This is a genomic window from Candidatus Zixiibacteriota bacterium (assembly GCA_034003725.1).
Taxonomy (GTDB): Bacteria; Zixibacteria; MSB-5A5; order GN15; family FEB-12; genus WJMS01.
Genome location: JAVEYB010000004.1, coordinates 231,286 through 257,564 on the forward strand (window position 1 = coordinate 231,286; position 26,279 = coordinate 257,564).

Annotated in this window: 20 protein-coding genes; 11 read left to right on the top strand and 9 right to left on the bottom strand. The window is 59.7% G+C overall.

Annotated elements, in window-relative coordinates; genetic code table 11:
- Positions 1–17 precede the first annotated feature (17 nt).
- Entirely contained in the window at positions 18–4,016 is a 3,999-nt protein-coding gene (locus tag RBT76_07070; protein ID MDX9857531.1) for a FlgD immunoglobulin-like domain containing protein, read from the top strand.
- Between the two features lie 84 nt (positions 4,017–4,100).
- On the opposite strand, the gene RBT76_07075 is transcribed toward RBT76_07070, so the two are convergent.
- On the bottom strand, positions 4,101–5,699 hold the full coding sequence (locus RBT76_07075; GenBank protein MDX9857532.1) for a phosphoenolpyruvate carboxykinase: 1,599 nt from the start codon (positions 5,697–5,699) through the stop codon (positions 4,101–4,103).
- Between the two features lie 553 nt (positions 5,700–6,252).
- Between RBT76_07075 and RBT76_07080 the strand changes: the two genes are divergently transcribed.
- Complete coding sequence (locus tag RBT76_07080) at positions 6,253–7,407, top strand: KamA family radical SAM protein (GenBank protein ID MDX9857533.1); 1,155 nt, start codon at positions 6,253–6,255, stop codon at positions 7,405–7,407.
- Between the two features lie 78 nt (positions 7,408–7,485).
- Here the strand turns inward: RBT76_07080 and RBT76_07085 are convergent, their stop codons facing one another.
- Positions 7,486–8,565 (bottom strand): hypothetical protein, encoded by a 1,080-nt coding sequence (locus tag RBT76_07085; protein MDX9857534.1) that lies wholly within the window; start codon positions 8,563–8,565, stop codon positions 7,486–7,488.
- Positions 8,566–8,843: 278 nt separating this feature from the next.
- Between RBT76_07085 and RBT76_07090 the strand changes: the two genes are divergently transcribed.
- From RBT76_07090 to RBT76_07105, 4 genes are read left to right on the top strand one after another with little or no spacing between them, the layout of a single operon-like run.
- Positions 8,844–10,097 carry a hypothetical protein gene (locus RBT76_07090; GenBank protein ID MDX9857535.1) on the top strand — a complete coding sequence of 418 codons (1,254 nt, stop codon included), beginning with the start codon at positions 8,844–8,846 and terminating at the stop codon, positions 10,095–10,097.
- Entirely contained in the window at positions 10,094–11,731 is a 1,638-nt protein-coding gene (locus RBT76_07095) for an ATP-binding protein (protein MDX9857536.1), read from the top strand. Before RBT76_07090 ends, RBT76_07095 begins: the two co-directional genes overlap by 4 nt.
- Positions 11,709–13,046, top strand: a complete 1,338-nt coding sequence (locus RBT76_07100; protein ID MDX9857537.1) for a sigma-54 dependent transcriptional regulator — start codon at positions 11,709–11,711, stop codon at positions 13,044–13,046. The genes RBT76_07095 and RBT76_07100 overlap by 23 nt, the downstream gene beginning before the upstream one ends.
- Positions 13,047–13,054: 8 nt before the next feature.
- Entirely contained in the window at positions 13,055–13,861 is an 807-nt protein-coding gene (locus RBT76_07105; protein ID MDX9857538.1) for a Fe-S cluster assembly protein HesB, read from the top strand.
- Here the strand turns inward: RBT76_07105 and RBT76_07110 are convergent.
- Together RBT76_07110 and RBT76_07115 are read right to left on the bottom strand one after the other, a co-directional pair.
- Complete coding sequence (locus RBT76_07110) at positions 13,845–14,456, bottom strand: hypothetical protein (GenBank protein MDX9857539.1); 612 nt, start codon at positions 14,454–14,456, stop codon at positions 13,845–13,847. The genes RBT76_07105 and RBT76_07110 overlap by 17 nt on opposite strands.
- 99 nt (positions 14,457–14,555) lie before the next feature.
- The gene (locus RBT76_07115; GenBank protein ID MDX9857540.1) at positions 14,556–15,275 is read right to left on the bottom strand and encodes a response regulator; all 720 of its coding nucleotides are present in this window, start codon (positions 15,273–15,275) and stop codon (positions 14,556–14,558) included.
- 357 nt (positions 15,276–15,632) lie between these two features.
- On the opposite strand from RBT76_07115, the gene RBT76_07120 reads away from it, so the two are divergent.
- From RBT76_07120 to RBT76_07130, 3 genes are read left to right on the top strand one after another with little or no spacing between them, the layout of a single operon-like run.
- Positions 15,633–16,835, top strand: a complete 1,203-nt coding sequence (locus RBT76_07120) for a Re/Si-specific NAD(P)(+) transhydrogenase subunit alpha (GenBank protein MDX9857541.1) — start codon at positions 15,633–15,635, stop codon at positions 16,833–16,835.
- Positions 16,835–17,116, top strand: coding sequence for an NAD(P) transhydrogenase subunit alpha (locus tag RBT76_07125; protein ID MDX9857542.1), 282 nt, complete (start codon positions 16,835–16,837; stop codon positions 17,114–17,116). The genes RBT76_07120 and RBT76_07125 overlap by 1 nt, the downstream gene beginning before the upstream one ends.
- Before the next feature lie 3 nt (positions 17,117–17,119).
- Complete coding sequence (locus RBT76_07130; GenBank protein MDX9857543.1) at positions 17,120–18,511, top strand: NAD(P)(+) transhydrogenase (Re/Si-specific) subunit beta; 1,392 nt, start codon at positions 17,120–17,122, stop codon at positions 18,509–18,511.
- Between the two features lie 520 nt (positions 18,512–19,031).
- Here RBT76_07130 and RBT76_07135 read toward each other — a convergent pair.
- The 4 genes from RBT76_07135 to RBT76_07150 form a co-directional block, all read right to left on the bottom strand.
- Entirely contained in the window at positions 19,032–20,432 is a 1,401-nt protein-coding gene (locus tag RBT76_07135; protein MDX9857544.1) for a S41 family peptidase, read from the bottom strand.
- Between the two features lie 33 nt (positions 20,433–20,465).
- Positions 20,466–20,987, bottom strand: a complete 522-nt coding sequence (locus RBT76_07140; GenBank protein ID MDX9857545.1) for a MarR family transcriptional regulator — start codon at positions 20,985–20,987, stop codon at positions 20,466–20,468.
- Positions 20,988–21,091: 104 nt separating this feature from the next.
- The gene (locus tag RBT76_07145; GenBank protein ID MDX9857546.1) at positions 21,092–21,646 is read right to left on the bottom strand and encodes a pyridoxamine 5'-phosphate oxidase family protein; all 555 of its coding nucleotides are present in this window, start codon (positions 21,644–21,646) and stop codon (positions 21,092–21,094) included.
- Positions 21,647–21,656: 10 nt separating this feature from the next.
- Positions 21,657–22,139 (bottom strand): Lrp/AsnC family transcriptional regulator, encoded by a 483-nt coding sequence (locus tag RBT76_07150; protein MDX9857547.1) that lies wholly within the window; start codon positions 22,137–22,139, stop codon positions 21,657–21,659.
- Positions 22,140–22,537: 398 nt separating this feature from the next.
- Here RBT76_07150 and RBT76_07155 point away from each other — a divergent pair, with 398 nt between their 5' ends.
- Together RBT76_07155 and RBT76_07160 are read left to right on the top strand one after the other, a co-directional pair.
- The gene (locus RBT76_07155; protein ID MDX9857548.1) at positions 22,538–22,885 is read left to right on the top strand and encodes a hypothetical protein; all 348 of its coding nucleotides are present in this window, start codon (positions 22,538–22,540) and stop codon (positions 22,883–22,885) included.
- A 132-nt stretch (positions 22,886–23,017) separates the two neighbouring features.
- Positions 23,018–25,033, top strand: a complete 2,016-nt coding sequence (locus RBT76_07160) for a cation:proton antiporter (protein MDX9857549.1) — start codon at positions 23,018–23,020, stop codon at positions 25,031–25,033.
- 10 nt (positions 25,034–25,043) lie between these two features.
- Here the strand turns inward: RBT76_07160 and RBT76_07165 are convergent, their stop codons facing one another.
- On the bottom strand, positions 25,044–25,904 hold the full coding sequence (locus RBT76_07165) for a carboxypeptidase regulatory-like domain-containing protein (protein ID MDX9857550.1): 861 nt from the start codon (positions 25,902–25,904) through the stop codon (positions 25,044–25,046).
- Between the last annotated feature and the right edge of the window lie 375 nt (positions 25,905–26,279).

Sequence of the window (26,279 nt, forward strand, 5' to 3'; positions counted from 1 at the left end):
CCTTGAGGAGCGGGATTATGCTTCTGTCTAAAAATTCGATTGTCGGGCTCTGTGGACTGCTCTGCCTGCTGCTGGCAACGGGCGGTTCGGTTCAGGCGGACCACGTTTACTGGATGAATCCTTCGGGAGGCCTTTGGAATGTCGGCTCCAACTGGAACACCGGCACGCCGCCTACGGCGACGGACATTGCCTACATCAACTACGACGGCACGTTTTTCGTCACGCTGAATACCAACGCAACCGTGCAGGGTCTCAATCTCGGCGGTTACAGCGGAACGCAGACTTTGCTGTGCAACAGCTGGGAGCTGACGGTCAACGGATCGCTGAATATCGACAGCAACGGCGCTCTCGATCTTCAGAGTTCCGCCGTTCACACCAGCGGCGATTTCATTCTCACGAACGACGGAACTATCAGCTGCGATAATTCCGATATCGAACTGAAGATCACCAATGCTGCGACCATGCTGGTGACCAACACGTGTTCGTTCGCCCGGACGTTTCTCAACGACACCACCGGGACGCTGACGCTCGAAGGCAACCCGACTGCCAGCGCCGACCTGACGGTCGCCGGTACTTTCACCAACCGAGGCACGATCGACATGACGTCGTCATGGCCGGTTACCACGACAACCGCCATACTGACGGTTCCCAACGAGCCGCTGGTAAACGAACCGACGGGCCGGATAAACGCTCTGCTCGGAGCCAGCTTCTCCTCGGCGTCAATCCGCCAGCTTGAAGCGGAGATTCAGAACGCCGGGACGATCACGGCGGTGTCGACAGGTATGAGCATCATGGCATACGGCGCCGCGCATACCAACTCCGGCATGATGTACGCGCAGGGCGGCACAATCGGTTTCAGCCAGCTCGCCAGCGACCAGACGTTCGAGAGCACGGGAGACATTACGACCGATCCCGGTGCGGGGCTCGCGTTCGCGGGCGATACCTGTTGGATCTCGACCGCGGGAGTTGCCAACGGGGGGACGCTCACATTCCAGAGTGCCGAGGTATATTTCGATGCGGCGTTTCTCAATGACGGGCGAATCGAACTCACCGGCGCGAATACGAACCTGTCGCTGGCCGATACGCTATACAACGACGGCACGTTGTACATGGTCAACGCCAACCTGATCGGCTCCGCACCGATCGTCAACCTGGATTCGCTCAAACTGGTGAACTCCGACGTGGACGTGAAGTGCATCAACGACGGCGTAGTGCACGCCACGATCAACGGAGAGTTTGCGGGCGAATTCGTGTCGATGCCGGGATCGAAAGTGGTGTCTGAAGCGACGGCCTCGAACTGGTGCATAGTCGCATTCGACCATTCATGGGTGAACCACGGCGAGATCGAACTGACGCAGTCCGGCTGGCAGGCGTCGTACGTAAGCCTTCTGAACCTGGCTGACACGCTCGTCAACGCCGCCGACGGCGTCATCACCGCTGCGGCAGGAACCGGTTCTCCGGCGGGGTCGCGATACATCTCGGCCCAGCTGATCAATGCGGGAGCTATAAACGTCACCGGAGCATCGCTGTATATATCGCAGAGCGGCGCGGTGCACGAGAACGCCGGCTCGATCACCCTTACCGGCGGCAATGTCACGGTCAGCGACAAATTCGCACACACCGGCGACATCGCGATCGATACCACGTACCAGTTTGTTTTTAACGGCACGAGGGCGACGCTCGCGGGCGGTTCCATCACGGGAACCGGCAGGTTCGACAATGACAACGATACCATTCATGTTACCGGACCGGTCAGCAACGCGGCGCGCATGTACCTCGGGGAGGCGACGCTGCTGATTGACGATACGCTCACGAACGACAATATGCTGTATTTCGGCGGCACCGATGGAACGGGCAGCGGAGCGATACTGAATCGCGGCGATTTGAATTTCGCCGGCGGCTCCAGCGTCGGTTTCGGCGTCGTCAACGAAGGGATGCTCGTGGCCGAACTGACCAACACGATCGGCGGGACGTTCAGCAACGGTATCGGCGACACGACGGTCGTGCTGGGCAATTCGCTCGGTTCCGCGACGCTGACTATTTCGAATGGACTTTCGAACTACGGCACGATCCTGTTGACCTCCGAGGCTGCCAATGACGTCACGACAGCCACGCTGGCGGTTTCGTCGGGTTCACTCACCAACAGCACCAGCGGCGTTATCGTCTCGGATGCCGGTCAGTCTACCGGCGGTGAGCGTTACCTGACGGCGCAGGTCGTCAATCAGGGCACGATTCGATCGAGCGGGCTCAAGCTGGTGGTAAACAAGTCCGCGGCCGCGCACAGCAACAGCGGAACGCTCGAGGTCGGCGACGCGGCCATGGAGTTCACGCTGGCGGGCGGCGGCACGCTGTCGAACTCAGGCGAGATCAACCTGAATAACCTGGCGACGCTGACAATCGACCAGGGATCGTTCACCAATACGATAGTCGGGCGCGTCACGGGGACCGGTTCGATGAACCTGTATACGACCACGTTGTCTTTCGACGGTTACATCGAACCGGGCGAGTCGCCCGGCCGGATCAATATGCAGACGAACAATTTCGATATGGACACCGACGCCCAGCTGAATATCGAAATTGCCGGGTTGACCGCAACCACCGAGCATGACCAGCTGTATATCACCGAGAATGCCGGATTCGGCGGAGTCCTTGACATCGACCTGATCGACGGATACATCCCGAGTGTGGGCGACAGCTTCAAGGTCTGCGCGTACAACGCCCGGACGGGCAACTTCCTCGGTATCCTCGGACTGTCACAGCACGGCGTGATCTTTGACACGAACTTCACGGCCGACGGGCTGTGGATCGTGACCGATTCGATCGACAACGAAGCGCCGGTCATCTCCGCCATGCCGTCGACCCTTGAATTCGCAAACGACACAACCGGATATCTGCTGATCTGGAACTATGTCAGCGACGACTGGACCAGCGACACCAACATGACGTATGATTTCGTGGTCTCAAACGACTCGCTGTTGTACGACCTGAACGCAGCCGGCGTGCTGGTGCTGACCGCCGAGAGCGGTTTCACGGGCGCGGTTGAACTGGTCCTGACGGCAACCGACGAGCACGGTGCGTCGGCGACCGACACCACCACCGTTACCGTCACTGCCTCCAACACGCCGCCGGCGATCACCGGTCTGCCGGCAGACGTGGAGTTCAGAACCGATTCGACCTACGAGCTTGACATATTCGCGGCGGTATCCGACGCCGAGACCGATGATTCCCTGCTGACGTACACGTTCACGACCGGCAACGATTCTCTGGTCGCGTCGTGGACACTCGCCACGGGTATCGTTACCATGTCAGCAACCGGAGGATTTGTCGGAAGCGCGGATCTGGTGATCGATGTGGAGGACGGCGACGGCGGTTCGGCTCTCGACACTGTCTCAGTCACGGTAACGGCGTTGCCCGCCGTTCCGCCGGTGGTTGATCTTCCGGACAGCGTCGGGTTTGACGCCAACGACTCGGCCACACTTGACATTTTTGCGCTGGTGACCGACGACAGCGACGACACGCTGCTGACCTACACGTTCAGTGTAACCAACGACTCGCTCTTTGTCGCGTTCGACAGCGCCACCGGGGTTCTGACGCTGACCGCCGATGTCGATTACGCCGGCGTTTGCTGGCTGCGGCTGGAGGTGACCGATCCGGGTGCGCTCGGCGACGAAGACAGCTGCGAGGTTTACGTATTCCCGGCGCTTGGCGCGGGCGATCCGGATGAACCGGCGCTGCCGATGGAGTATGCGCTGGCGCAAAACTACCCGAATCCCTTCAACCCGTCCACGACGATCGAGTTTTCACTGCCGGTCAGCGGCCCGGTACGCCTGGTGGTCTACAACATTCTCGGTGAGGCCGTTCGCACGCTCACCGATCGCACCTGGCCGGCCGGGACGCATCGACTTGTCTGGCGGGGGACCGACCAGAGTGGCCGGAGTTTGTCCAGCGGCGTCTATTTCTATCGCCTCGAGTCGAATGAATTCTCGGAGACTCGAAAGATGCTTCTGCTGAAGTAATCGCCACGAGCCCACACAAAACAGCGGGCCGGTCGATTCGACCGGCCTGCTTTCTCTTTGAGGAATGAAATTCCCCGTACGGTATCAGAGCCGGGGACCGGCCTGTTTGATCTGATCCGAGGATTCCGACTCGAACTGCTTGAAATTCTCGACAAACATGGCCGCCACCTTGCGCGCCTTCTCGTCGTAGGCGCTTTTGTCCTTCCATGTGTTCCGGGGCCAGAGCTCGTCGGACGGCACGCCTTCGCAACGGGTCGGCACGCGAAGACCGAACAATTCGTCGGTCCGGTACTCGACCGAATCCAGCGCTCCCTCGAGGGCCGCGTTGAGCAGTGCGCGCGTATGCTTGATCGGCATCCGGTGTCCTTCGCCGTACGGTCCGCCGGTCCATCCGGTGTTGACCAACCAGCAGTTGACCTTGTGTTCGCGGATCTTCTGCGCCAGCAATTCCGCATACCGCGACGGGTGCAGCACCATAAACGGCGCGCCGAAACACGCCGAGAAGGTCGCTGTCGGCTCGCTGACGCCTCGTTCCGTCCCCGCTACCTTGGCCGTGTATCCCGATATGAAGTGGTACATGGCCTGCTCCGGGGTCAGCTTCGATATCGGCGGCAACACCCCGAACGCATCGGCCGTGAGCATGACGATGTTTTTCGGATGACCGCCCATGGATTCTTTCAGCGCGTTGGGAATATGCGACAGCGGATACGCCGCACGGGTGTTCTCGGTCAGACTGTCATCGTCCAGGTCGAGCCGGCGGGTAATCATATCGTAACCCACGTTTTCGAGGATGGTACCGAACTTCCGCGTCGTCTCGTAGATTTCCGGTTCGGATTCTTTCGACAGACGGATCACTTTCGCGTAGCAGCCGCCCTCGAAATTGAACACACCCTCCTTGCTCCATCCGTGTTCGTCGTCGCCGATGAGCTTTCGCTTCGGGTCCGCGGAAAGGGTCGTCTTGCCGGTGCCGGACAGACCGAAGAAAACCGCGACATCTCCCTTCTCGCCGACATTGGCACTGCAGTGCATGGATAGCACGTTGTCGAGCGGCAGCAGGTAGTTCAGCACGGTGAAGATCGATTTTTTGATTTCGCCGGCATAGCTGGTTCCACCGATCAGGACCAGCTTTTTGGCGAGGTTCAACAGAATGAACGCTTCGGAGTTCGTGCCGTCGATCTCCGGGATCGCCTGGAAATTCGGAGCGTGGAGGATGGTGAATTCGGGCTTGTGATCGACGAGTTCCTCCGGTTTCGCCTGAATGAACAGGTTGCGCGCAAACAGCGAATGCCAGGCCCGGATCGTCACCACCCGAATAGGCAGCCGGTAGCGCGAATCATACCCGGCGAAACAATCCTGTATCCAGACGTCGCGATCCTGCAGGTACGCCTGGAAGCGGCGAAACATGTTGTCGAAGACCTGCTGAGAAATCGGCTTGTTCACCTTTCCCCACCACACGTGGTCCTTGCTGCTCGGCTCCTCGACAATGAACTTGTCCCTGGCGGCTCGTCCGGTGTGCAGTCCCGTCCGCACTACGATCGGCCCCAGGTGCGTCAGGTATCCTTCACCGTTTTTGATGATGTCTTCGTACAGAAGCGGCGTGTTGTGGTTCCAGTGCTCCTTGCGAACGTTCAGAATGTTGTGCGTATCAAGTCCATACTTGCTGCGCAGGCGTTCTGCCGCCATAGGCGTACTCCTCTTTTGGTACAGGTATGATCAGACGATTGTGCGTTCGAGATTCTATATAGAGAATGTTGCCCGGCCCGCAGTGTTTCGGACAACAGCATCAGGATATCAATTTCGCCGGGAAAACTCAATAATGAACCGACTTTAGCAACGATATCCACATTCGCACGGCGAGGTTGCGGTGCCCGAGCAGTGCAGCGACGGGGGCGCCGAGCGAGCAATCGCCGCCTCCTTCGTAGCTATTCCGATACACATTACCATCTTTCACTCTGACGACCGTGTCACGGCAGGATGTCACTCTTCGTCGAAACATGCTGATTTTCAGTAACTTATACGGCTCGTTGTGTTGTTGCCCGGAAAAAGAGACAAACAATAGTGGATTTCTTAGTCGAAAAATCTTGGTGTCGCGTCAATCGTGACGTATAATAAGGTACCTGCGCTAGACGACTTGCTTGTTGTCCCCCGTTGTTCCGGAATGATTCGGCCGCCGGAACCCAACACTGTGCGGCAAGACATCGTGTCATTCTCACGCCTGGCCGAAAAGGAGGTTGCCATGAAAGATATCAGGTATTTCACGGATATCGATCAGGTCGACCGGCTCGATGAGCGGGCACGACAGCAGCTTCACCACGTGACCGACGCGTACCGCTTTCGGGCCAACGACTACTATCTCTCCCTGATCGACTGGAACGACCCCGACGATCCGATCCGGCGCATAATCATTCCCGATCCGACCGAACTTGAAGTCGACGGAGAGCTGGACGCGTGCAACGAGCACGCCAACTATGTCGCCCCCGGATGTCAGCACAAGTATCCGCACACGGCGCTGCTGATCTGCGCCGAAAACTGTGCGGGGTACTGCCGGTACTGCTTCCGGAAGCGACTTTTCATGAACGCCGGCGAAGAGCGCATCACGGATTTCACGGAGAGCATCAACTACATCCGCGAACACAAAGCGATCACCAACGTCCTGCTCACCGGCGGCGACCCGCTTACCCTGTCGACACGACGGCTCGAGACGATTATTCGGGAGCTGCGTACGATCGATCACGTGGGCGTCATCAGAATCGGAAGCAAAACCCCGGCATTCAACCCGTATCGGATCATCGATGATCCCGATTTGCCGGCGGTGCTGGCGCGCTATTCCACGCGCCGAAAGCGCATTTATGTCATCACGCATTTTGACGTCGTCCAGGAGCTGACGGACGCCGCCTGCCTGGGGCTGGAGATTCTGCACCGTGCCGGAGTGGTCATGGCCAACCAGACACCGATCATCCGGGGGGCCAACGATACGCCGGATGCGCTCGTGAAGCTGATGGCCAGGCTGTCGTTTGTCGGCGTACCGCCGTATTACTTTTTCCAGTGTCGTCCGACCGCCGGCAATCGTCCGTACACCGTGCCGATCGCCGAGGCGTACGCGACGATCGAGGCCGCCAAAAAACGGGTGTCCGGGCTCGCCAAGAGAGCGCGGTATGTCATGTCGCATGCGCTTGGAAAAATCGAAATCGTGGGTCTGAACCACGACTATTTCTTCCTCAAGTTTCACCGCGCCCGCTATCAGGAGGACGAAGGGCGATTCATGATGTTCTATCGCAATGACTGCGCGTTCTGGCTCGACGATTTGATTCCTGCCGACGGCCAGCCGCATCCGGTGCACGAGCGGCGGGGAGATACCCTGACCCCGCGTGTCTACGCGGTCGCGCAGTAAGACGTGTGACGCAAAAAAAGCCCGGCCCCGTGGAGTATTCGGAGCCGGGCGGGTGCGGTTACCCTCCCCCCGGGAGCGCTACTTCAACGCGGAAAAGACATCGATGGTCGCGGTATCCGACCTTTGGAGCAAGGGTCTCACCGCCGGGCCGGATTTCACCAGCACATCGCCTTCCCCCGTCGCGACCAGTATCTTTCGACCGTACCGGACAACCGACACGGCGTTGACCGAAGCCAGCTTGTCAATTGTCGTCCACTCACCGTCGTACAGCGTGCCGACGCCCTGATTGGTCCCGACGATTACCACCCAGTCGGATGCATCGATCGATGATATCCGTTCGCTCGGCAGGCCGTCGGCAACGCCGTATTGAGTCCAGCGTCCACCGTCGAATACGAACAGCCCCACGGTCGTGCCCACGTACAAATGATCGTGGTTGAAATCGACGGTGGTGACGAAATCAAGCAGCGACGGGTCTCTTTGCAGATAGCGCTGCCGGAAATCGACGCCGTCGAACTGGTACAGTCCGGCGCCGTCGGTCCCGATCCAGACATTATCGCCCGCCGCCACGATTGCCGTGATCGACATGTCTTCGAGCATCACTTCATCGCCGAAAATGCTCCGGGAGTACAAACCGTCAGTCGTGCCGATCAGCAGGCGATAGCTGAATCCCGCCAGCGCGGTGACCTCACCGGCGAGATCAATGTCCACCGGCTGCACGGTCGAGTCCTGGACCACAAACAGTCCGTCCCCTCCCGCGTACAGCGTTCCCGCGTGCGAGGCAAGTGTGGCGAGGCGGTACTCCGTTGGGATCAACCGACGTTCGTGAGACACGAAATCGTACACCATGATGCCATCGTCAGTCACGGCGAAGATATTTGTGCCGATCACGATCATGTCTTTGCCGGGACGGATGTCGGTCGGGGCCGCCGCGCCATCGAGGGCGAGCCCGGGCTGATGGATATCGCCGGCTGCAGTCGAGTCGGACCCGGCCTTGACGGCGTGAATGAGACTCTCGGCGACCGTGCTCGAAATCGTCTGCGAGAGCTTCTGCATGGGTGTAGGCTGAGTGGTGGGTTTTTCATCTGAGCATCCGATCAGCCCTGCGACCGCCACCAGCGCTGCGATCGCAATCATTTTGGTGCGAACTGTGGTATTCATAATCTACTCCTTTGGGTTTCGGGTTGGTTGCGACCGGAGACCTTGCACACGTGATGCCGGAAATCGTAACATGTTGCAGCGTAATGCGTTGGGCTTGCCGGGCGGGAGCCGCAACCCACCAAAACGTGTCACTGCTGACACACTATGAACGTAGCGGGAAGTGACCTTATGTGGGACAGCAGGATACGCGTGTCAACCTTGACACACTTGTGCACAGAAAAAAACTTGTTGTCGCGGACGTCTTCGCATGCGTGTATAACTCATTGGGAGAACTACCAATGAGGAATCTCGCCCGCGTCGTGTTGATAGTGGCCCTCGCCGCAATGAGCGGCCCGGTTACACGCGCTGATACCATCGTGACGCACATTGTGCAGTGCACACTGAATCGCCTCTACTTCCCGGTTGGCACGGAGTCTTTCGTGTATCCCGGTTGCCGTTACCTCGCGCTCCGTGACGGACAACCCGTCATTGAGGGGCAAATCGAATTCTCGGTTCCGGGGATTGCCGTGACGCACCAGATGGGGCTGTCGTGCGACAGCCTGATGGCCCCACTGATGGAAATTCAAATCGAGACTTACTCGGTCGATACGACATCCCCCCTCGTGTTCGGACAGGCGATCGGACCGTGGTTTGACCTGTTTCTCGTGAATGACACGCTCACGCTGCCGGCCGCCGACCGAGTGAAGGTGAAGGCCTATGGCTGGGGTGATCGGGCGCGCGACCAGATGCTTTTCGACTTCGAGAGCGGTATGCTCGACGGATATTTCAGCTATCAAGAACCGGTCGCGCGCACGGGAGCAGGCGCACTGCGTGTGGCCGCGCCGTGGATTGTGGTGCTCATGCCGAATCCGGATCGACCTGTCAATTCGGGCGGGCTGTTAACGACCGCACTCTACTATGCGTATGACTCTTCCCGGCTGGGCCTCATGTTCAGCGGCGACAATCCGGTCGGGACATCGACATTCGTTCCCGCCCTTGACAGCAAGTCGCGACCGTTTGCCTGCGATCCGAACCGCGCGCGCGAGCTGCTACACGCCGCGCTCGGTGACCGCCGCGATATTGTAATTGGCATCACCGATCCCTCGCTTCGGTCTACAGCCGCCTATTTTGCCGACATCCTCGCCCGCGAACGGGTGACCTCGCAGATAGTCACCGACCGGACGGTCAGCGACTGCTATTTCATGTTTGCGCCGGTTGACTTGTATGACGACGGCTACACGCTGCGGTACGTCCTGGCGCGGCTGGAGGAATCCGACGTCGAAACGCCGGGGTTGCGGGAGTCGTTGGCCGTGGTTCGCGCTCATCTCGATCGCGCACGAAGCGTTGGAATCGGGGAGCGATACGCGTATCTTCGGCTCGCCGAGAGCCGGATCATCGAGGACGTGGGGGTATTTCCGTTGTTTCGCCCGGTCATTCATGTCCTGAGCGCACGCGATATCGGCGGCCTCGCGGCCGATGCGACCGGGCGCATCAACCTGTCTCGCGCGTACCGGTTGGCGCCTCCGGCAGATTCTAGCGGAGGAGCGCGGTGAGCTTTTCCGGTCGCCTGCGACTATCGCTGCTGCTGGTGGCGCTGGTACCGCCGATTGTTGCGGTGGCGGTGATGTACGTCTACACGTCCCACCAGGCGCGGCAGGCGGAGATTCGTCGCGCCGATCGCTCGCTGCAGACGTTTCGTCCGTTCCAGTCATCGCGGCAGGCACAACTTCGTGCTGCCCTACAAACGGCGGCGGATGACCCGTCGATCCGCCGTGCGGTACTGCAATTGACCGCCGACGAGTCGCTGGTCACGTCGATTCAATCGATTTCGTCGATACTCGATTTTCTCGAAATAATCGATCGCACCGGCAGGGTGCGGGCCTCGGCAGGTCGACCGGGCCTGATCGACCGGCAGGTCACCGTCCCGAATGATCGTGCCGACGTTTTTCCGACGGTTGAGTATGATCTCTCCGGCGCTCATGCAGCCGACGCGGCGTGCCTCGAATTGAGCGACCGTTTGTTGCTGTACGGGGGAGTGTTTTTCGACGAAGCCGACCGCCGCATGCTTGAAGGCATTATCGATGGATCAGTATCTATCGTATTTGCCCGGTCGCGAGACGACACGTTCGCGCGTATGACGCCGCTCACGCTGTACGACCGGGGTGATTCGATCGAGGCCGTGCTCAGCGGCAGCGCCGATGGCGGCTATTATGTTGTGGCTGGTTTTCCCCCGTCTGCGGTTGAACCGCAAGCGGGTTCGCTGGTGACAGTTATCGGTCTCGTGTTGCTCTGTTCGGTTGCGGGCGCGCTTGCGATCGGCTGGTACCTTACGGGCAGGGCCACGCGCGAAATCAAAAACCTGATCGAGGCCTCGGAACGGGTGGCCGCCGGCGATTTTTCCACACCGGTCATGGCGTACGAAGAAGGCGAATTTGCCAAGCTGGCCGATTCTTTTACCGACATGATGTTTCGCCTGCGGCGCGCCCGCGAGGATCTGGCTACCGCGGAGAAAATCGCGGCCTGGGAAGCGGTCGGGCGCAAAATCGCCCATGAAGTCAAGAACCCGTTGACGCCCATCGCAATCGCGGTCGATGACCTTCGCTTGTCGTACGAAGACAGACTGCCTGATTTCGGCCGGACCCTCGCAGAAACGACTCAAACCATAAAAAGCGAACTGGGCCGCCTGATAAAGCTGCTCGACGGGTTCGTTGCGTTCGCGCGAATGCCGGCGCCCGAGTTCGCAACCGTACCGGTCGATCACCTGCTCCAGCCGCTGACAACGCTCTACCGGCACGAAATTGCCGACGGACGCCTCACGTGCACCACGACAACTCCGGATGATCCGGTCACCGTTGACCCGGATCAAATCCGCCAGTTATTGGTGAATGCGATAAAGAACGCTCTCGAAACCGGTCCGCACGTCACCGTTACCGTGACGGCGGAAGCGACACCAGATGAACTGCTGTTCACCGTCCGGGATACCGGTCCCGGTTTTCCTGAGGCGATTCTCGCGGGCCGGGCGGAACCCGGCGTATCGATGAAGAGCGGCGGTTTCGGGCTGGGGCTGGTCATTTGCCAGCGAATCGTCTACGACCACGGCGGTCTGATGCAGTTGGCTAACGACTCGTCGGGCGCAGTAATCACCATCACACTTCCGAGGACACATGGCCCGCATTCTGGTCATTGACGACGAAGAGAATATCCGTCGTTCGTTGAAGTCGGCACTGGAGCGGCGCGACCACCATGTGGTCACGGCGTCGACCTGCGCCGAGGCCCGTCGTTTCCTGCCGGCGGATTTCGATCTGGTACTTCTCGATGTACTGCTGCCGGATGGCAACGGCGTGGAGGTACTCGGTGAGATTGTCGGCGTGGTCTCTCCACCGCCGGTCGTCATGATCTCCGGGCAGGCCGATATCGATGTCGCGGTGGCCGCGATCAAAAAAGGCGCCCATGACTTTCTCGAAAAACCGATTTCGCTGGACAGGGTGCTTGTCTTAATCGACAACGTCACCCGGACCCGCCGCCTGAGATCCGAAAAGGACCGGCTCAGCTCGCGCGTGTACGGCGACATGATCGGGGTCTCGTCTTCGATCCGCAAACTTCGCGAAAACGTCGTCCGCGTCGCGGCCATGGCCGGTCGGTTCCTGATCACCGGCGAAAACGGAACGGGCAAGGAACTGGTGGCGCACCTCATCCATCGCAGCAGTCGATTCGCCGAGGGCCCTTTTGTCGCGCTCAACTGCGCCGCCCTGCCGTCGGAACTGGTCGAGTCCGAGCTGTTCGGCCACCTCCCCGGCGCCTTTACCGGAGCCGCGCGCCGTCGTGCCGGACGGTTCGCCGAAGCGACGGGCGGTTCGATCTTCCTCGATGAGATCTCGGAAATGCCGCCCGAAACGCAGGCAAAGCTTCTTCGCGTCCTGGAGACACACCAGTACACGCCGGTCGGCGGGGACACCGACCAGCGGTTCGACGGCAACGTAATCGCGGCTTCCAACCGTGATCTCGAAGCGGAAACGTCGGCCGGGAGATTTCGCGCCGATCTGTTTCACCGTCTCAACGTGGTTGCCCTTCATGTGCCGCCTCTGCGCGAGCGGCCCGACGACATCCGCATCCTCGGCGAGTACTTCCTTGCGCGGTTCGCCGAAGAAACCGGCGCAAAACCACGGCAGCTCTCCACCGAAGCGGTCGAGTACCTCCGACACTGCCCGTTTCCCGGCAACGTGCGGGAGCTGAAAAATCTCATGGAGCGCGTGAACATCTATTGCGATCACGATCCGGTTCGCGCAGAGGATGTCAAACCGTTGATGACGACTCCCGCTGCAACCGAGACTCGCCTTACGTTGAAAGAGGCCAGTCGGCAATTCGAACTCGACTATATTCGAAACACCATCGCACGGTGCGACGGCAACATGCTGCAGGCGGCGCGCGAGCTGGGACTGGAACGCTCCCACCTGTACAAAAAACTGAAACAGCTTGACCCGGACTACAACGTTACCGACTAGTGGAACCCGTGCGCATCAGTCATCAGAAAGTAACTGCGTTCCGGCGGAAGATTCTCGCATTCTACCGGCAGCACGGCCGCAGCCTTCCGTTTCGCGAGACACGCGACCCGTACGCCATCACGGTAGCCGAACTCATGCTTCAGCAAACCCAGGTGGAACGGGTGGTGGACAAGTATCAGCGCTGGCTTCGCCGCTGGCCGACATGGGAGGCGCTGGCACACGCCTCTCGGCAGGAATTGCTCGAAGCGTGGTCGGGATTAGGCTATAATCGGCGCGCGATTTACCTCGGTCAGATGGCGTGTCAGATAGTGGAACGGTTCGGCGGCAAAACGCCGTCGAGCCCGGCCGTGCTCAAAACCCTGCCCGGTATCGGCGACTATACCGCGAATGCGATCGCCATTTTCGCCTTCAACAGCCCGTGTGTCACGATCGACACTAACATCCGCAAAGTGCTCGTCCACGAGTTTGGGCTTGATCCGAATACGCCGCGCTCCGATCTGGAAGAACTGGCGCGCCGGCTCCTCCCGCCACGCCGTGCGCGCGACTGGCATAATGCGCTGATGGACTATGCGCGGGTCGCGCTCCGAAAAGACCTCGATTACATTGCGCCACTCACGACACAAAACAGGTTTGAGGGCTCCCGCCGCCAGATTCGCGGCGCGATCGTCCGGGCGCTCACGACTGCAAAACGGGTGTCGATATCGAAGATTGCGGCTCAGACAGCGCGGTCGGTCGATGATGTCCGCGAGGCCGCCCTGACGCTCCAGAAGGACGGGCTGGTGGTCGTGACGCCGAAGTTCATCCGGCTGGCGTGAGACGCTCGCAGCGCAGATAAAATATCTTCCTCCCCTCCTCGCGCCATTTCTGCTCGAAAAACGAGGGAAAGTAGTCCTCGATTTGCCCCTGTCGGGCGAAGGGATCGCCGACATTCCTGAGCACCGGCACCGCTTCGAGGTTCTCGACCACCCACCGGGCGTAGGGCTCGAAATCGGTCGCGAAAAAAAACGACCCGGTACTCGTAAGCAGTCCGCCCAGCATGGTGAGAAACTCGGCAGTAAGCAGCCGATGCGGTGCATGTCGATCCTTCGGCCAGGGATCGGGGAACAGGACGTAGACCCGCTCGAAGGACTTCGGGATAAAAAGCCGGGGAATGGCGATCTGCGCAGCCGCACCAATCAGCGTGATGTTGCCGATCCCACGCTTCGTGATTCGAGGGACGAGTCGGTAGTACCGCTTCCGGGCAAGCTCGACCGCTACGACGTGACGATCCGGGTAGCTCTCGGCAAGGGCCATGAGAAAGTCACCGCGACCGGGGCCGATTTCAAGGAAGTCGCCCGCGATCTTCTCCAGCGGCTCCGGATGAAAGAGGATCGGTTTGCGGCTTTCAAATTCGTAGGGGAAGTGCTTCATCCCGACACCATGTCACGGCTCGTTGTCATGTGTCGGGAAAATACGGTAATCGACTGGAAAAGCAACGCCGGAATGACGGGGATATCACCCGGACCCGGCTCACAGGAGGGAAATCAGTTTCTCGACGATCTCCGTGTTTTTGAACGGCTTGGCGATAAATCCGGAAGCCCCCGCGCTGAGGATCTTTCCCTGCCCGTACTTTTCCGATTTGCCCGTGATCATCAGCACCGGAAGGCGCGGAAGGTTCTCCCGAATATGTTTCAGCAGGTCCAGTCCGCTGCGCTCCGGCATTTCGATGTCGGAAATGACAATACTGACACGAGTGGTTTTCAGTACTTCAATCGCTGCATCGACACCGGCGGCGGCCACCGCGGAAAAGCCTTCGCGGTGAAGTATCTTCATCAGTAAATCACGTATTACCGGATCGTCGTCGACGATCAGCACATCCGCGTATGCGTCGGAGACCAGACGATGCAGTTTGTCTCGCAATGAGTCGGATTCGACCGGCTTCGCGATGAAATCTTCGGCTCCCGCTTCGATTGCCTTGAGCACGGTCGGCGCGTCGCAGGATGCGCTGCAGACGAGCACCGGTGTCCCGCGGAGCCGGGGATTACCGCGCACCACTTTCAGCAACTGAAAACCATCCATCCCCGGCATCGCCAGATCGGTGATGATCAGCTTGTACTGTGCGCGCGAAGAAAGCCGCGCGAATCCCTCGGTCCCGTCGGCGGCCCGCTGCACCGGGCACTCAGAATCGTCCAGCGCCGACGATATGGCTTTGACGGTCTCTTCGTCTTGTCCGATCACGAGTATCGACATGAATACTTCCTCCCACCCAGTCTGGAGCGACCCACCGGATGTGGAATCAAACACCTCAGTACGGTTGTCATGGTCTCTGATCGATGATGTCTTGGCGTGTCTATGAATAACATCGGCGGAACAGGAGTGCAGTTGAGGACAAATCGCGAGACCGAAACTTACCTTCGTTGCAGAGCCGGATCGACGGTCGTGGCGGGGTGTGCGAATATTGGGCAACAATGGTCCGTTTTACCCCTGTTTAAGGCTTGACGCGGTTGGCCCTCGCGCCTTTCTTGTCCCTCACCAAACCAGCCGGTCGCGACCGGGCGGACCGGGACCGCGGCGGGTGGTTCTCAGGCAAGGAGGTGCCACGGACAGATGGCTGACGCCAAACCGACTCTTATCCTCGGTGTTCCCCGAGAGACGTTTCCGGGTGAACGCCGGGTCGCCCTGATTCCTGATCTCGTGCCATCGTTCGCCAAGCTCGGATTTTCCGTGATCGTCGAAAGCTCTGCAGGAGCCGCCGCGGGATTCGGCGACTCCGATTTCACGTCCCGGGGCGCCGACATCGTGAACTCGCGCGATGAGCTGTTTCGCCGGAGCCGGATCATCGTGCAGGTACGAGGGTACGGGGCCAATGTCGAGGCCGGTCGGGATGATTTGTCGCGTCTGCAGCCGGGCCAATTCCTGATCGGTCACCATGACCCGCTGGCATCGTTTCGGGCGATTCGCGAACTGGCCGGTACGCGCGCCACGGCGTTCGCTATCGAGCTGCTTCCGCGCATCACGAGGGCGCAAAGCATGGATGCGCTGTCGTCAATGGCTACCGTTGCCGGTTATAAGGCCGTCCTGATGGCCGCCGATCACCTGAACCTCATGTTTCCGTTGTTGATGACAGCGGCCGGCACGATCTCTCCGGCGCGCGTATTCGTGATCGGGGCGGGAGTTGCCGGACTGCAGGCCATTGCCACCGCGAGGCGGCTGGGCGCCCTCGTCCAGGCATACGACGTACGACCCGCCGCGAAAGAGCACGTACTCTCACTCGGCGCCCGCTTCGTCGAGATGGAAATCGAGACCGCCGACGCAGAAGACAAAGGCGGTTATGCGCGTGAGCTTGGTGAAGACTTTTATAAAAAGCAGCGCGAGTTGATGGCGCGCGTCGTTAAGGACGTCAACGTCGTTATCACGACCGCCGCTATACCCGGCAAGAAATCTCCGATCCTCATCACTGAAGACATGGTTCGCAACATGACCGCGGGCTCGGTTATCATAGATCTTGCCGCTGAGCGCGGCGGTAACTGCGAACTGACTGAAGTCGACAGGACCGTCGAAAAACACGGGGTCGTCATCATGGGACCATCCAACCTGCCGTCCACCGTACCCAGACACGCCAGCCAGTTATATGGCCGAAACCTGCTGGCCTTTGTGCGAACGCTGGTCAAAGACGGCGCCCTGACTGTCAATACGGACGATGAGATCATCCGCGATACGCTGCTGACCCGCGACGGTTCGGTCGTCAACGACCGCGTGAATCAGTTGCTCAACGGACCCGGTTCGGACGCAGAAAGGAGCGTTAACTGATGGAACTGTTTGTCATCCTGCTGACGATATTCGTGCTGTCCGTCTTTGTCGGATTTGAGATCATCACCAAGGTCCCGCCGACCCTGCACACGCCGCTCATGTCCGGTTCGAATGCGATTTCGGGCATTACGCTGATCGGAGCCATGATCTCGGCAGGAACGCAATACTCGACCCTGACAACATGGCTCGGCCTGGCAGCGGTGATCTTCGCAACCATCAATGTGGTCGGCGGCTTTCTCGTCACGCATCGCATGCTCAGGATGTTCAAGAGGAAAGACTGATCCATGCTGTCACTGGTCAATCTGGCATACCTGCTCGCCTCGGTGCTGTTCATCTTCGGACTCAAAGGCCTGGCACACCCGCGCAAGGCGGTTCGGGGAAACATCCTCGGTTCGCTCGGCATGTTTATCGCCGTGGTCGTGACGCTGCTCGACCGCCATATCGTCAGTTATGAAATGATTATCATCGGGGTCGCGGTCGGTTCGGCGATCGGCGCGATTCTGGCGGTGAAAATCGAGATGACGGCGATGCCGCAGCTGGTGGCGCTGTATAATGGCTTCGGCGGGATAGCCTCAGTGCTGGTTGCATCCGCCGCGTTGGTCGAAACGCTCGGCGGACATATCGGCGCCTCAGTCGATTTGCAGTTCTCCATCGCCACCGTCGCCACCGCAGTCGTCGGCGCCGTGACCTTCTGGGGCTCGCTGGTCGCCTTTGCCAAGTTGCAGGGACTGATCGGCGATGCCGCCGTGCTCTTCCCGGGTCAGAAATACCTCAACGCGGTCCTCGCGACAGCCAGCGTCGCGCTGGGCGTCTGGATTGTGATCGACCCGTCGATGACCACGGCATTCTGGGTCCTGATCGGCGTGGCGTCGATTCTCGGAGTTACGCTCGTTATCCCGATCGGCGGCGCCGACATGCCGGTCGTGATTGCCCTGCTCAACTCCTATTCGGGCATCGCCGCCGCCGCGACCGGTTTCGTATTGAACAACAACGTTCTGATCATTTCCGGGTCGCTGGTCGGAGCCTCGGGGATCATCCTCACCAACATCATGTGCAAGGCGATGAACCGCTCGTTGACCAACGTCCTGTTCGGCGTGCTCGGCCCGACCAGCGAAACGGCGTCGGCCGACGAAGTCTACGCGGGCAAGGTCAAGGCGACGTCCGCCGAGGAGATCGCGATGCTTTTCGACGGCGTGTCGCGCGTCGTGATCGTTCCCGGTTACGGCATGGCCGTGGCGCAGGCGCAGCACGCTGTCTGGGACCTGTCGACCCTGCTGGAGTCGCGCGGCATTGAAGTGGAGTTTGCCATCCATCCGGTGGCCGGGAGGATGCCCGGACATATGAACATACTGCTGGCCGAGGCCAATGTGCCGTACGACAAGCTCAAGGAAATGGACGAGGTCAACCCGACCTTTGCGCAGACCGATGTCGCGATCGTGATCGGCGCCAACGACGTTGTCAACCCGGTCGCACGGACCGATCCGAAATCACCTATCGCGGGAATGCCCATTCTCGACGTCGACAAGGCCCGCACGGTAGTGGTGGTGAAGCGGAGTCTCTCTCCCGGTTTTGCCGGGATCCCCAACCCGCTGTTTGCTGCGGACAATACGGTGATGTATTTCGCCGACGGAAAGAAGGCTGTGCTGGATATCATGGCCGCCGTCAAAGAATACTGATCGAAGCCACGCGAGCTCGATCGAACGCCCCTGCAACGCGCGGGGGCTTTTCTTTGACGACCGGGGGGCGCGACGGAACTGATCGCGCTGCTCCGCCGCCGACATCGGTCAATCCGTATCGGGGAACGGAACCCAAGGGCACACCAACCGACATCCGCCTCCCCGGTCGCTGCTTCAATGCTGCTGCGCGCTGTCGCGAACTGTCGGCCGCGGACAGCCGGGCATTGGGTTTGCGGCGCCGACACGCTCCGATTTCCCTGGCTTCGCGGCCAGAACGCGCCGACTGCCGGCATCTCGCACGCGGCGTTTTCGGCCAAGGAGGAGGCCGATATCGGGCTTTCGGCGACGGCACTGAGGGAACCGCCGCCGTGCGATCCCGCGCGCACGTGCGCACATGATAGACGAAGATACTCCCTGTTTGTTTGACCGAATCGCGGATGAAAGAACGGCCCGCCGCTACTGGGAACGACGGGCCGTCCGCGGGAGAGACACTAAGAATGCACTGGAGGACAGGGCAACATCAACCTTCAGCAGTTCTCATCGATTCATCGGTCTGTCCGTTGTCATAGTGGCCAACCACCTTGACCGGGTTGCCGGTCACGTCGGTGACGATCTCGATACGGAAGTAATCCACATCGTCAAACCGGAACAAGGTTTCCGTCATCGGCACGGCCTTCATTTTGGGCCGGTCGCCGCGCTGATACCACAACGCGCCGCCCTCGACCCACAACCGGCGGTCCTCATAAACGCCCGCGTAGGACGCCAGCTTCTCAGAATCGATGACAACCGGCTTGTACGCGGCCTCGAGGCCGGCGATCACCCAATCGTACCGGAGTTTGATTTCCGGATCGGTCGCTCTCTCTTTGAGCTTTCCCAGCGCCTCGATATAGGCGCGGTCCAGCGCCTGAGCCGCCGGGACCTCGATATCGGGCGCGACACCGGTGCCCTCCCAGTTCGTGCCCGTGATCGGGTTGATCGCGCGTCCGAACGGAATACCCGCCCCCACGTTCAGGCTGGCAAAAAAGTGGCTTTCCACCGGATGAGCCCCGCCACCCGTGGTCTCACCGATAAGAGTCGCTCGTTTGAGGTTTTTGAGATTGTAGCTGAACTCTTCGGCTCCCGAAAACGTGCGATTGCTGGTCAGAACATAGATGTCGACATGACTGAGCCTCGGTCCGTCAACCGAGGCCGCCGTCCAGAATTGCTTGATCGAGTCCGTCCTTCGGATGTAGAAGCTGTTCAGGTGCACGGGCTCGTCAAAGAAGTAACTGGTTATCAGTTGGATCAGCGACGGCGAGCCGCCCCCGTTATCGCGAAGGTCGATAATCAAGGCGTCGCAGCCGGCCAGAAAGTTCATCGCCGCCACTGCCGTCGGTCCGGCCATCGATGCATCGACAAACTGGTTGAATTTCAGGTACCCGACATTGCCTTCGAGTATCTCAATCTTCTTGTACATGAAATTCTGTTTGGCCAGCCGTTTCCGCATCTCCTCCAGCCTCTGCGCCTTCTGCTCGTCCGTCGGCTCGTCGGACGTCATCTGCGCCAGGTCCTCGTCGGAGAGGTAGCGAATTCCCAGGTGTCGATCGTGGCAGACTCCGCGCAGATCCTCAGTCAGCGCAAACGTAAATTCGGGAACGGTACTCAGGTCCTTGTATTTTCCCTGCTTGAGGTTCTTTCGCATCGTCTTTTCCATCTCTTTGGCCATCTCGGGAAACACGTAATATTCATTCAGGGCCAAAGCGATGGAATCTATGATCTCGGCGCGAAGGGCGTCATCGCACCGCCTTACTTCTTCACCCTGCCCTTGCAGTACGGCCTGCGACCGGGCGGTGTCCGCAAAAACGAGCACGGCCACAATCGCGGCGACCACAACCAGCCCCGTACGCAGAGCACCTGCTCCCCGCCTCACGTAAACTTCCATCGTCGTTTTTACCTCCACTGCATGTTGGTCTGACTATCTCGATGACCGCCTGCGTGCCGGATTTGCCTTCGCATCCCGCCGCAGCGCTGTCGAAACCCGTTCATACATGCTTCGCTCGTCCAGGACCGCCTCAAGCCGGTCGAGCGCCTCAATCCAATCCAGCCCGCTTTCCGTCATCGCGTCCCTTGATTTCTCGGAGACGATCTGCCACACGGGCCGGAGGCGCTCGAACAGGCGCCGTCCGCCCGGTGTCAGCGACAGCAGGCGGCGGCGCTCGTCGGTCGGATCGCGCCGCGAGTGCACCAGTCGGTGCCGCGACATCGCCCCCACAATCTGATTGACCGCCGGATGCGTCAGCCCCAGCCGGTCGGCCACATCGGTCACACCCAGCGGCGACTGTTCCGCCAGCAGGTACAAGACCAGAAACCAGCGCGACTCGAAATCGGTGTCGAGTTCGGCGTATACTCGTGACATGTCCCGATATAACCGGTCGCTCAGCCGTTTCAAACGGCTGGCAAACGCCAGCGGGCCGAGTCGACGAACCAGATCGGACATCGAGGCAAATCCCTTCTTGGTCACCTGTTTGCGGACATTTACGTAAGCGCTTACATAAATGTTTCGAAATACTCGTCGGTTTGAAAGTGCGGCAATCCTGCGGGTTAGTCCGTCGGCGGGGAGCCGTAGAGGAATGCGCCGGGGAAGTCGGCGGCAACCGCCTTCTGCTTGCCGGTCCAGTGTTCGATCGAGATTCGGTACACCGTGATCTGCGACAGTTCCTTATCGGTCACCGGGCGATAATGCCGGCCCGGCTCGAGGTGCGGGAAGTACTTCCGGTTCAGCGCTTCCATCCCCCGGCGGCGCTCCGCCATATCGTCCACGATCGAAATCGTGCCGAAAAGCACGACCGACGAAAACTCGACACTGAACTCGCGCGCCTCCTCCGCCGGCAACAGCCGCCCCATGGCGGCCGCGGTCGCGCTCACCGGGCAATCGGGCGTACTCTCGACGATTGTGCGAAGCGTGCCGTTGGGGGCCGTGTGGAAGTAAATCGCATGCGGTTCGGAGAGGTAGACAAACGTGTTCGTGTTTATATGGGGCCGCCCGTCGCGAATAAGGGCTAAAGCCAGATATGGCGCCTCGGTGATGTGCTGTACGACCCACGTGTCCTCTTTGGCCCGGTCCTGACGGCGAATGGGCGGATAGTCTGGCGCCATATGGTCCTTCCTACTTTCGCTTTCGTTTGGTGACGTCGATATTTCCCAGCGGCAAACGCGACGTCTCCTTATACGTTTCCAGAACAATAGTTGTTCGCGTCGACGTGATGGTTTTGATCAAGCCGATCGGGTCGCGAAGCAGGTGCGACAGCGCCGGCGTGTCTTTCACCCGCACTTTGATGAGGTAGCAGTCCTCGCCGGCGATATTATGCACTTCCTGTACCTCCGGTATCTCGACGAGCTGTTCCGCGGTTTCATCGCTTCCCACCGGCTCGTTCGTCTGCACGTAAATGTACGCGGTCAGACCGAGTTCGACCGCGTCCGCGCTTATCCGTGCCTCATAACCCGTCAGAATGCCCCGCTCCTCCAGTTTGCGCATGCGTTCGCCGATCGCCGATGTCGCCATGCCGACTTTCCGGGCAATCGACGAACTCGGGATTCGGGCGTTTTGCTGCAGCAGGCTGAGGATCTGGCGGTCTATGTCATCAATCATAGCTGGGAATCTCCTTTTCGTCTCCCCTACGTAACTCGTCGCCGACCCGCAGATCAATGCCTTTTTTTCGGTGTCAAAAGTCGCCCGCAGTATCTCTTTTGGAAAGAGCACCGCGTGACAGTATGGATCAATCAGCCTATGATACCGGCGTATTGAGCACACCGTTCGGCCGTGTCAGCCGCGGACAGGTTGAGGATGCCACCGTTCCACCGGGAAGGAGACCCCGCCATGGCACATGTATTCACTGTAGACACGTTGTGGACGATTCATTTTAGGGCAAAATCGGCATTCCGTGGCGCGGTTCTGGCGACGATGCTGGTCGCAGGGCTTGCGTCCGCACCAATCGCAGGCGGCGCCCCGGAGCCGGGTACGTATCCGTACGAAACGAGCTGTGGCTTTTGGGACCGAACGGGACTCTCGCCGTTGACAAGTTCGAGCTGAACGGCCAATACCTGCGCCGGCGCGACGACAACCCATGGTTTACCGCCGACAAGCCGTCGAGGCTTATCGATACCGACGGCGGGCTCGCGGAACTGCTGTACTGGCCCGACGGCGACCGCAGCCGCTGGTACGCGACCGCGCTCTACAACTGGGTCGACTCCGACGACGACAATCAGGACTACGAACGAATCACCGGCCACCTTGGATGGGTGCTTCGTACGAACCTTCGACTTATCGTCGAAAACACGTATGACATCGAAGAGGAAGAAAACCAGTTCCTGATCGGGTTCATTTCGGCCTTCTGATCGCAAAGTGCACCCAAATTGAGGCGGCCCGACAATGAAGGGCCGCCTTTTTTATTGTCTGTCGACCGCGGAGTAGGTTTATTCCATGCACATGATTCCGGCAGTACATTTGACCATCGGTTGGAGAAGTCAGTGACGCAAATTCCCCTTTTGCAGGACATTCTGGTTATCTTCGGCGCGGCAATCGCCGTGCTCATACTCTGTCACCGCCTCCGCATTCCACCGATTGTGGGATATCTCGTCACCGGCGTGCTGATAGGACCGTCGGGGCTCAGGTTCGTGAGTTCGATCAGCGCCGTCGAACAGCTTGCAAGTGTGGGCGTGATCCTGCTGGTGTTTACGATCGGCCTGGAGTTTTCGTTCCAGCAATTCATCCGCATGCGCCGGGCCGTCCTGCTGGGCGGCTCGCTGCAGGTAGTCACCACTATCGTCGTGACCTGGATCGTCTCGCGGTATTTGGGCCTCAGCCAGGGCGAGTCGGTGTTTATGGGGTTTTTGATCGCCTGCAGTAGCACCGCCATCCCGATGCGCGCGCTTCAGGATCGCGCCGAGTTGACAACGCCGCACGGATCGGTGACGCTCTCGATATCGATCTTCAACGACGTCGCGACGATCCCGGCCATGATTTTCACCCCGCTTCTGGTAGCGGGAGCCGGAGGCATCGCCGGGGAACTGGGCGGATTGATCGTCAAGCTGCTGGTGATCATGGCCCTGGTGTATGTTGGGGCGCGCTATATCGTACCAAACGTCTTGTTTTTCATAGCCCGGACTCGAAGTCGAGAGCTGTTTCTGCTGAGTGTGGTCGTAATCTGCATGACGATCGCGTGGGCGACCAACGAACTCGGGCTCTCTATCGGTATCGGAGCCTTCCTCGCGGGCCTCATCATCTCGGACTCCGAGTACAGTCATCAGGCGCTCGAGGGGGTCGTCCCTTTTAAGGACGTCTTCAACAGCTTCTTTTTCGTGTCCGTCGGCATGCTTCTGGATACGGGGTTCCTGATCCAGGAGCCCGTCGCCATTATCGCTATCGCAGCCGGGATCTACGTAGTGAAGACCCTCATAGTCGGCGGCGCCGCCCTGGCATTGGGACTGTCGGTCCGATCCGCCCTCATCGCGGGTATCGCCCTTGGGCAGATCGGCGAGTTCGCCTTTGTTCTCTCTCAGGTCGGCGTTGAATACGGCGTCATCAAGGGTGAGGTATACCAGACTTTCATTGCGGTCACCATTATCACGATGGCTGCGACCCCGCTGCTGACCAATCTCGCCCCCCGTATCGCCGACTCGGTTGCCGAGTGGCCCGGCCTTCGTCAGCTGCGCGACGGGGCGTACCGGTCGCTGGCTGGAGAAACCGCCAACGGATTGCACTCCCTGAAGGATCACCTCGTCATTATCGGTTTCGGCGTCAACGGCCAGAATATCGCCCGCGCCGCCCGAAGCGCCCGCATTCCGTACGTGATTATCGAAACCAATCCCGACACCGTAAAACGCAGCCGCAAACAGGGCGAGCCGATTTCGTATGGCGACGCCACCAGTATCGCCGTGCTGAATCAGGCCCGCATCAGCGAGGCGAGGGTTGTGGTGGTCGCGATCTCCGATCCTGTCGCTACCCGCAACATCACCGGCACCATCCGCCGTCAGTCCGACCGACTGCACCTGATTGTCCGCACGCGGTTCGTGGCCGAGGTCGGGCCGCTCATGGAACTGGGCGCCGACGAAGTTATTCCGGAAGAGTTCGAAACCTCGGTCGAGATTTTCACCCGCGTGTTGACCCGGTACCTCGTCCCGCGCGACGAAATCGTCAAGTTCACAAACGAAATCCGGTCGCACAGCTACGAGATGCTTCGGTCTCTCTCGAAGGGGACCGCTACGCTGCGCGACCTCCAGCTGAATCTCCCGGAACTGCGGATTGAAACGGTGCGCGTCCCCTCCGGATCGCCGGTTGTCGGAAAAAGTCTCGGCGAGTTGAACATCCGCGCCCAATGTGGCGTCACGCTCGTAGCAATCGGTCGCGGCGACGAGGTGATCTCGTCCCCCGCCGGGTCGGACCGGCTCGCCGAAGGCGACACGCTGTATATGCTCGGATCGCGCGAGAATACCGCCAGGGCGGAAATCCTCGTGCGAGGGCCCGCCCCGGCGAATCGCGGGTAGTCCCGCCCCCCTACTTCAATAGTATCATCTTTTTGCTGAGCGTCGTCTTGCCTGCAATCAACCGGTAGAAGTAGACTCCCGACGCAACCGCGCCGCCTCCGTCATTCCGACCGTTCCACTCCACGTCGTGGTAGCCTGCCGGCATGTCCGCCCGCACGAGCCGCTTCACCACCTGTCCGAGGATATTGATAATGTCGATCCGAACTTCACCCGGCGATGGCAGCCCGAAACGAATAGTCGTGGTCGGATTGCAGGGGTTGGGGTAATTCTGGGCCAGTTCAACGACCACGGGGAGTTGCGGCGTAGCTTCTGTGATTGACCGGACGGTATCGACCGCAGCGTCTTCGCAGGCGGGCGGAGGTTCGGGAGTGGGCGGAATGCCGGCAACGGTACATGGGATTTCCGGTGCGCAGGCAACTCGGATCCACACTGGCGCTTCAACATAAGTCTGTACGCCGGTCACCTGAGCCAGAAGTTCATCAACGCTCTGTATCCCTCCCGAGGTAGTATCCTCATCGATTTTAAGGAGGAACGGAAGACTCCCTTTTTGCTTCACCATGCTGATGTCGCGCGTAGTCGTTGATCCGGCGGTTATCGGGATATCGATCATATCAACCGTGTCGAATTCCCAATGTCGTATGACCACGCAATAGCTGCCGGGCTTGAGGTTGGTGAACTCGTAGTAGCCGGATTGATCGCTGACGGCACGGAAGTCGGTACCGACGAGTCGTAGCGCGACATTGGCAACGGGTAGCCCATTGTCCTTCTGAGTCAGAACTCCGTTGAGTCGACCTCCGGCATCCCCGGCCATTGTGGCAGGTACTGCCGAAAAGGCGGCCACCACTACTACCAACAGGACTTTGCCACACATGTTTCACCTCCCCGGCAACATGTTGATTAATAATGCCTTGAGGGGATTTCACTAGATAGACGGCAGACCGTGCCAAACTGTCGCAAAAAATCATTCGATAGCGAAGTTTTTTGTTGCGCAGACCCCTTGACGAATTCCGGGAATCGACGATACTTGGGAAACTTTTTCTCGAATCCGGGTGTTCGAGGCTGGTATGTCGAGACCGGCACTACGCGCACATGGCCGGTCGAAAGGAGATGAGACTTCGTATGGTTCTGACAATCGTCCTGCTGGGTGCGGCGCTCGCTGTGCTTGCCCGCCTGGTATGGTGGGTGTCCAATCGTCCCGGCGAGGAATAACGCCTTACAAAACCGAACATAAGCTGCGGCCGGCGGC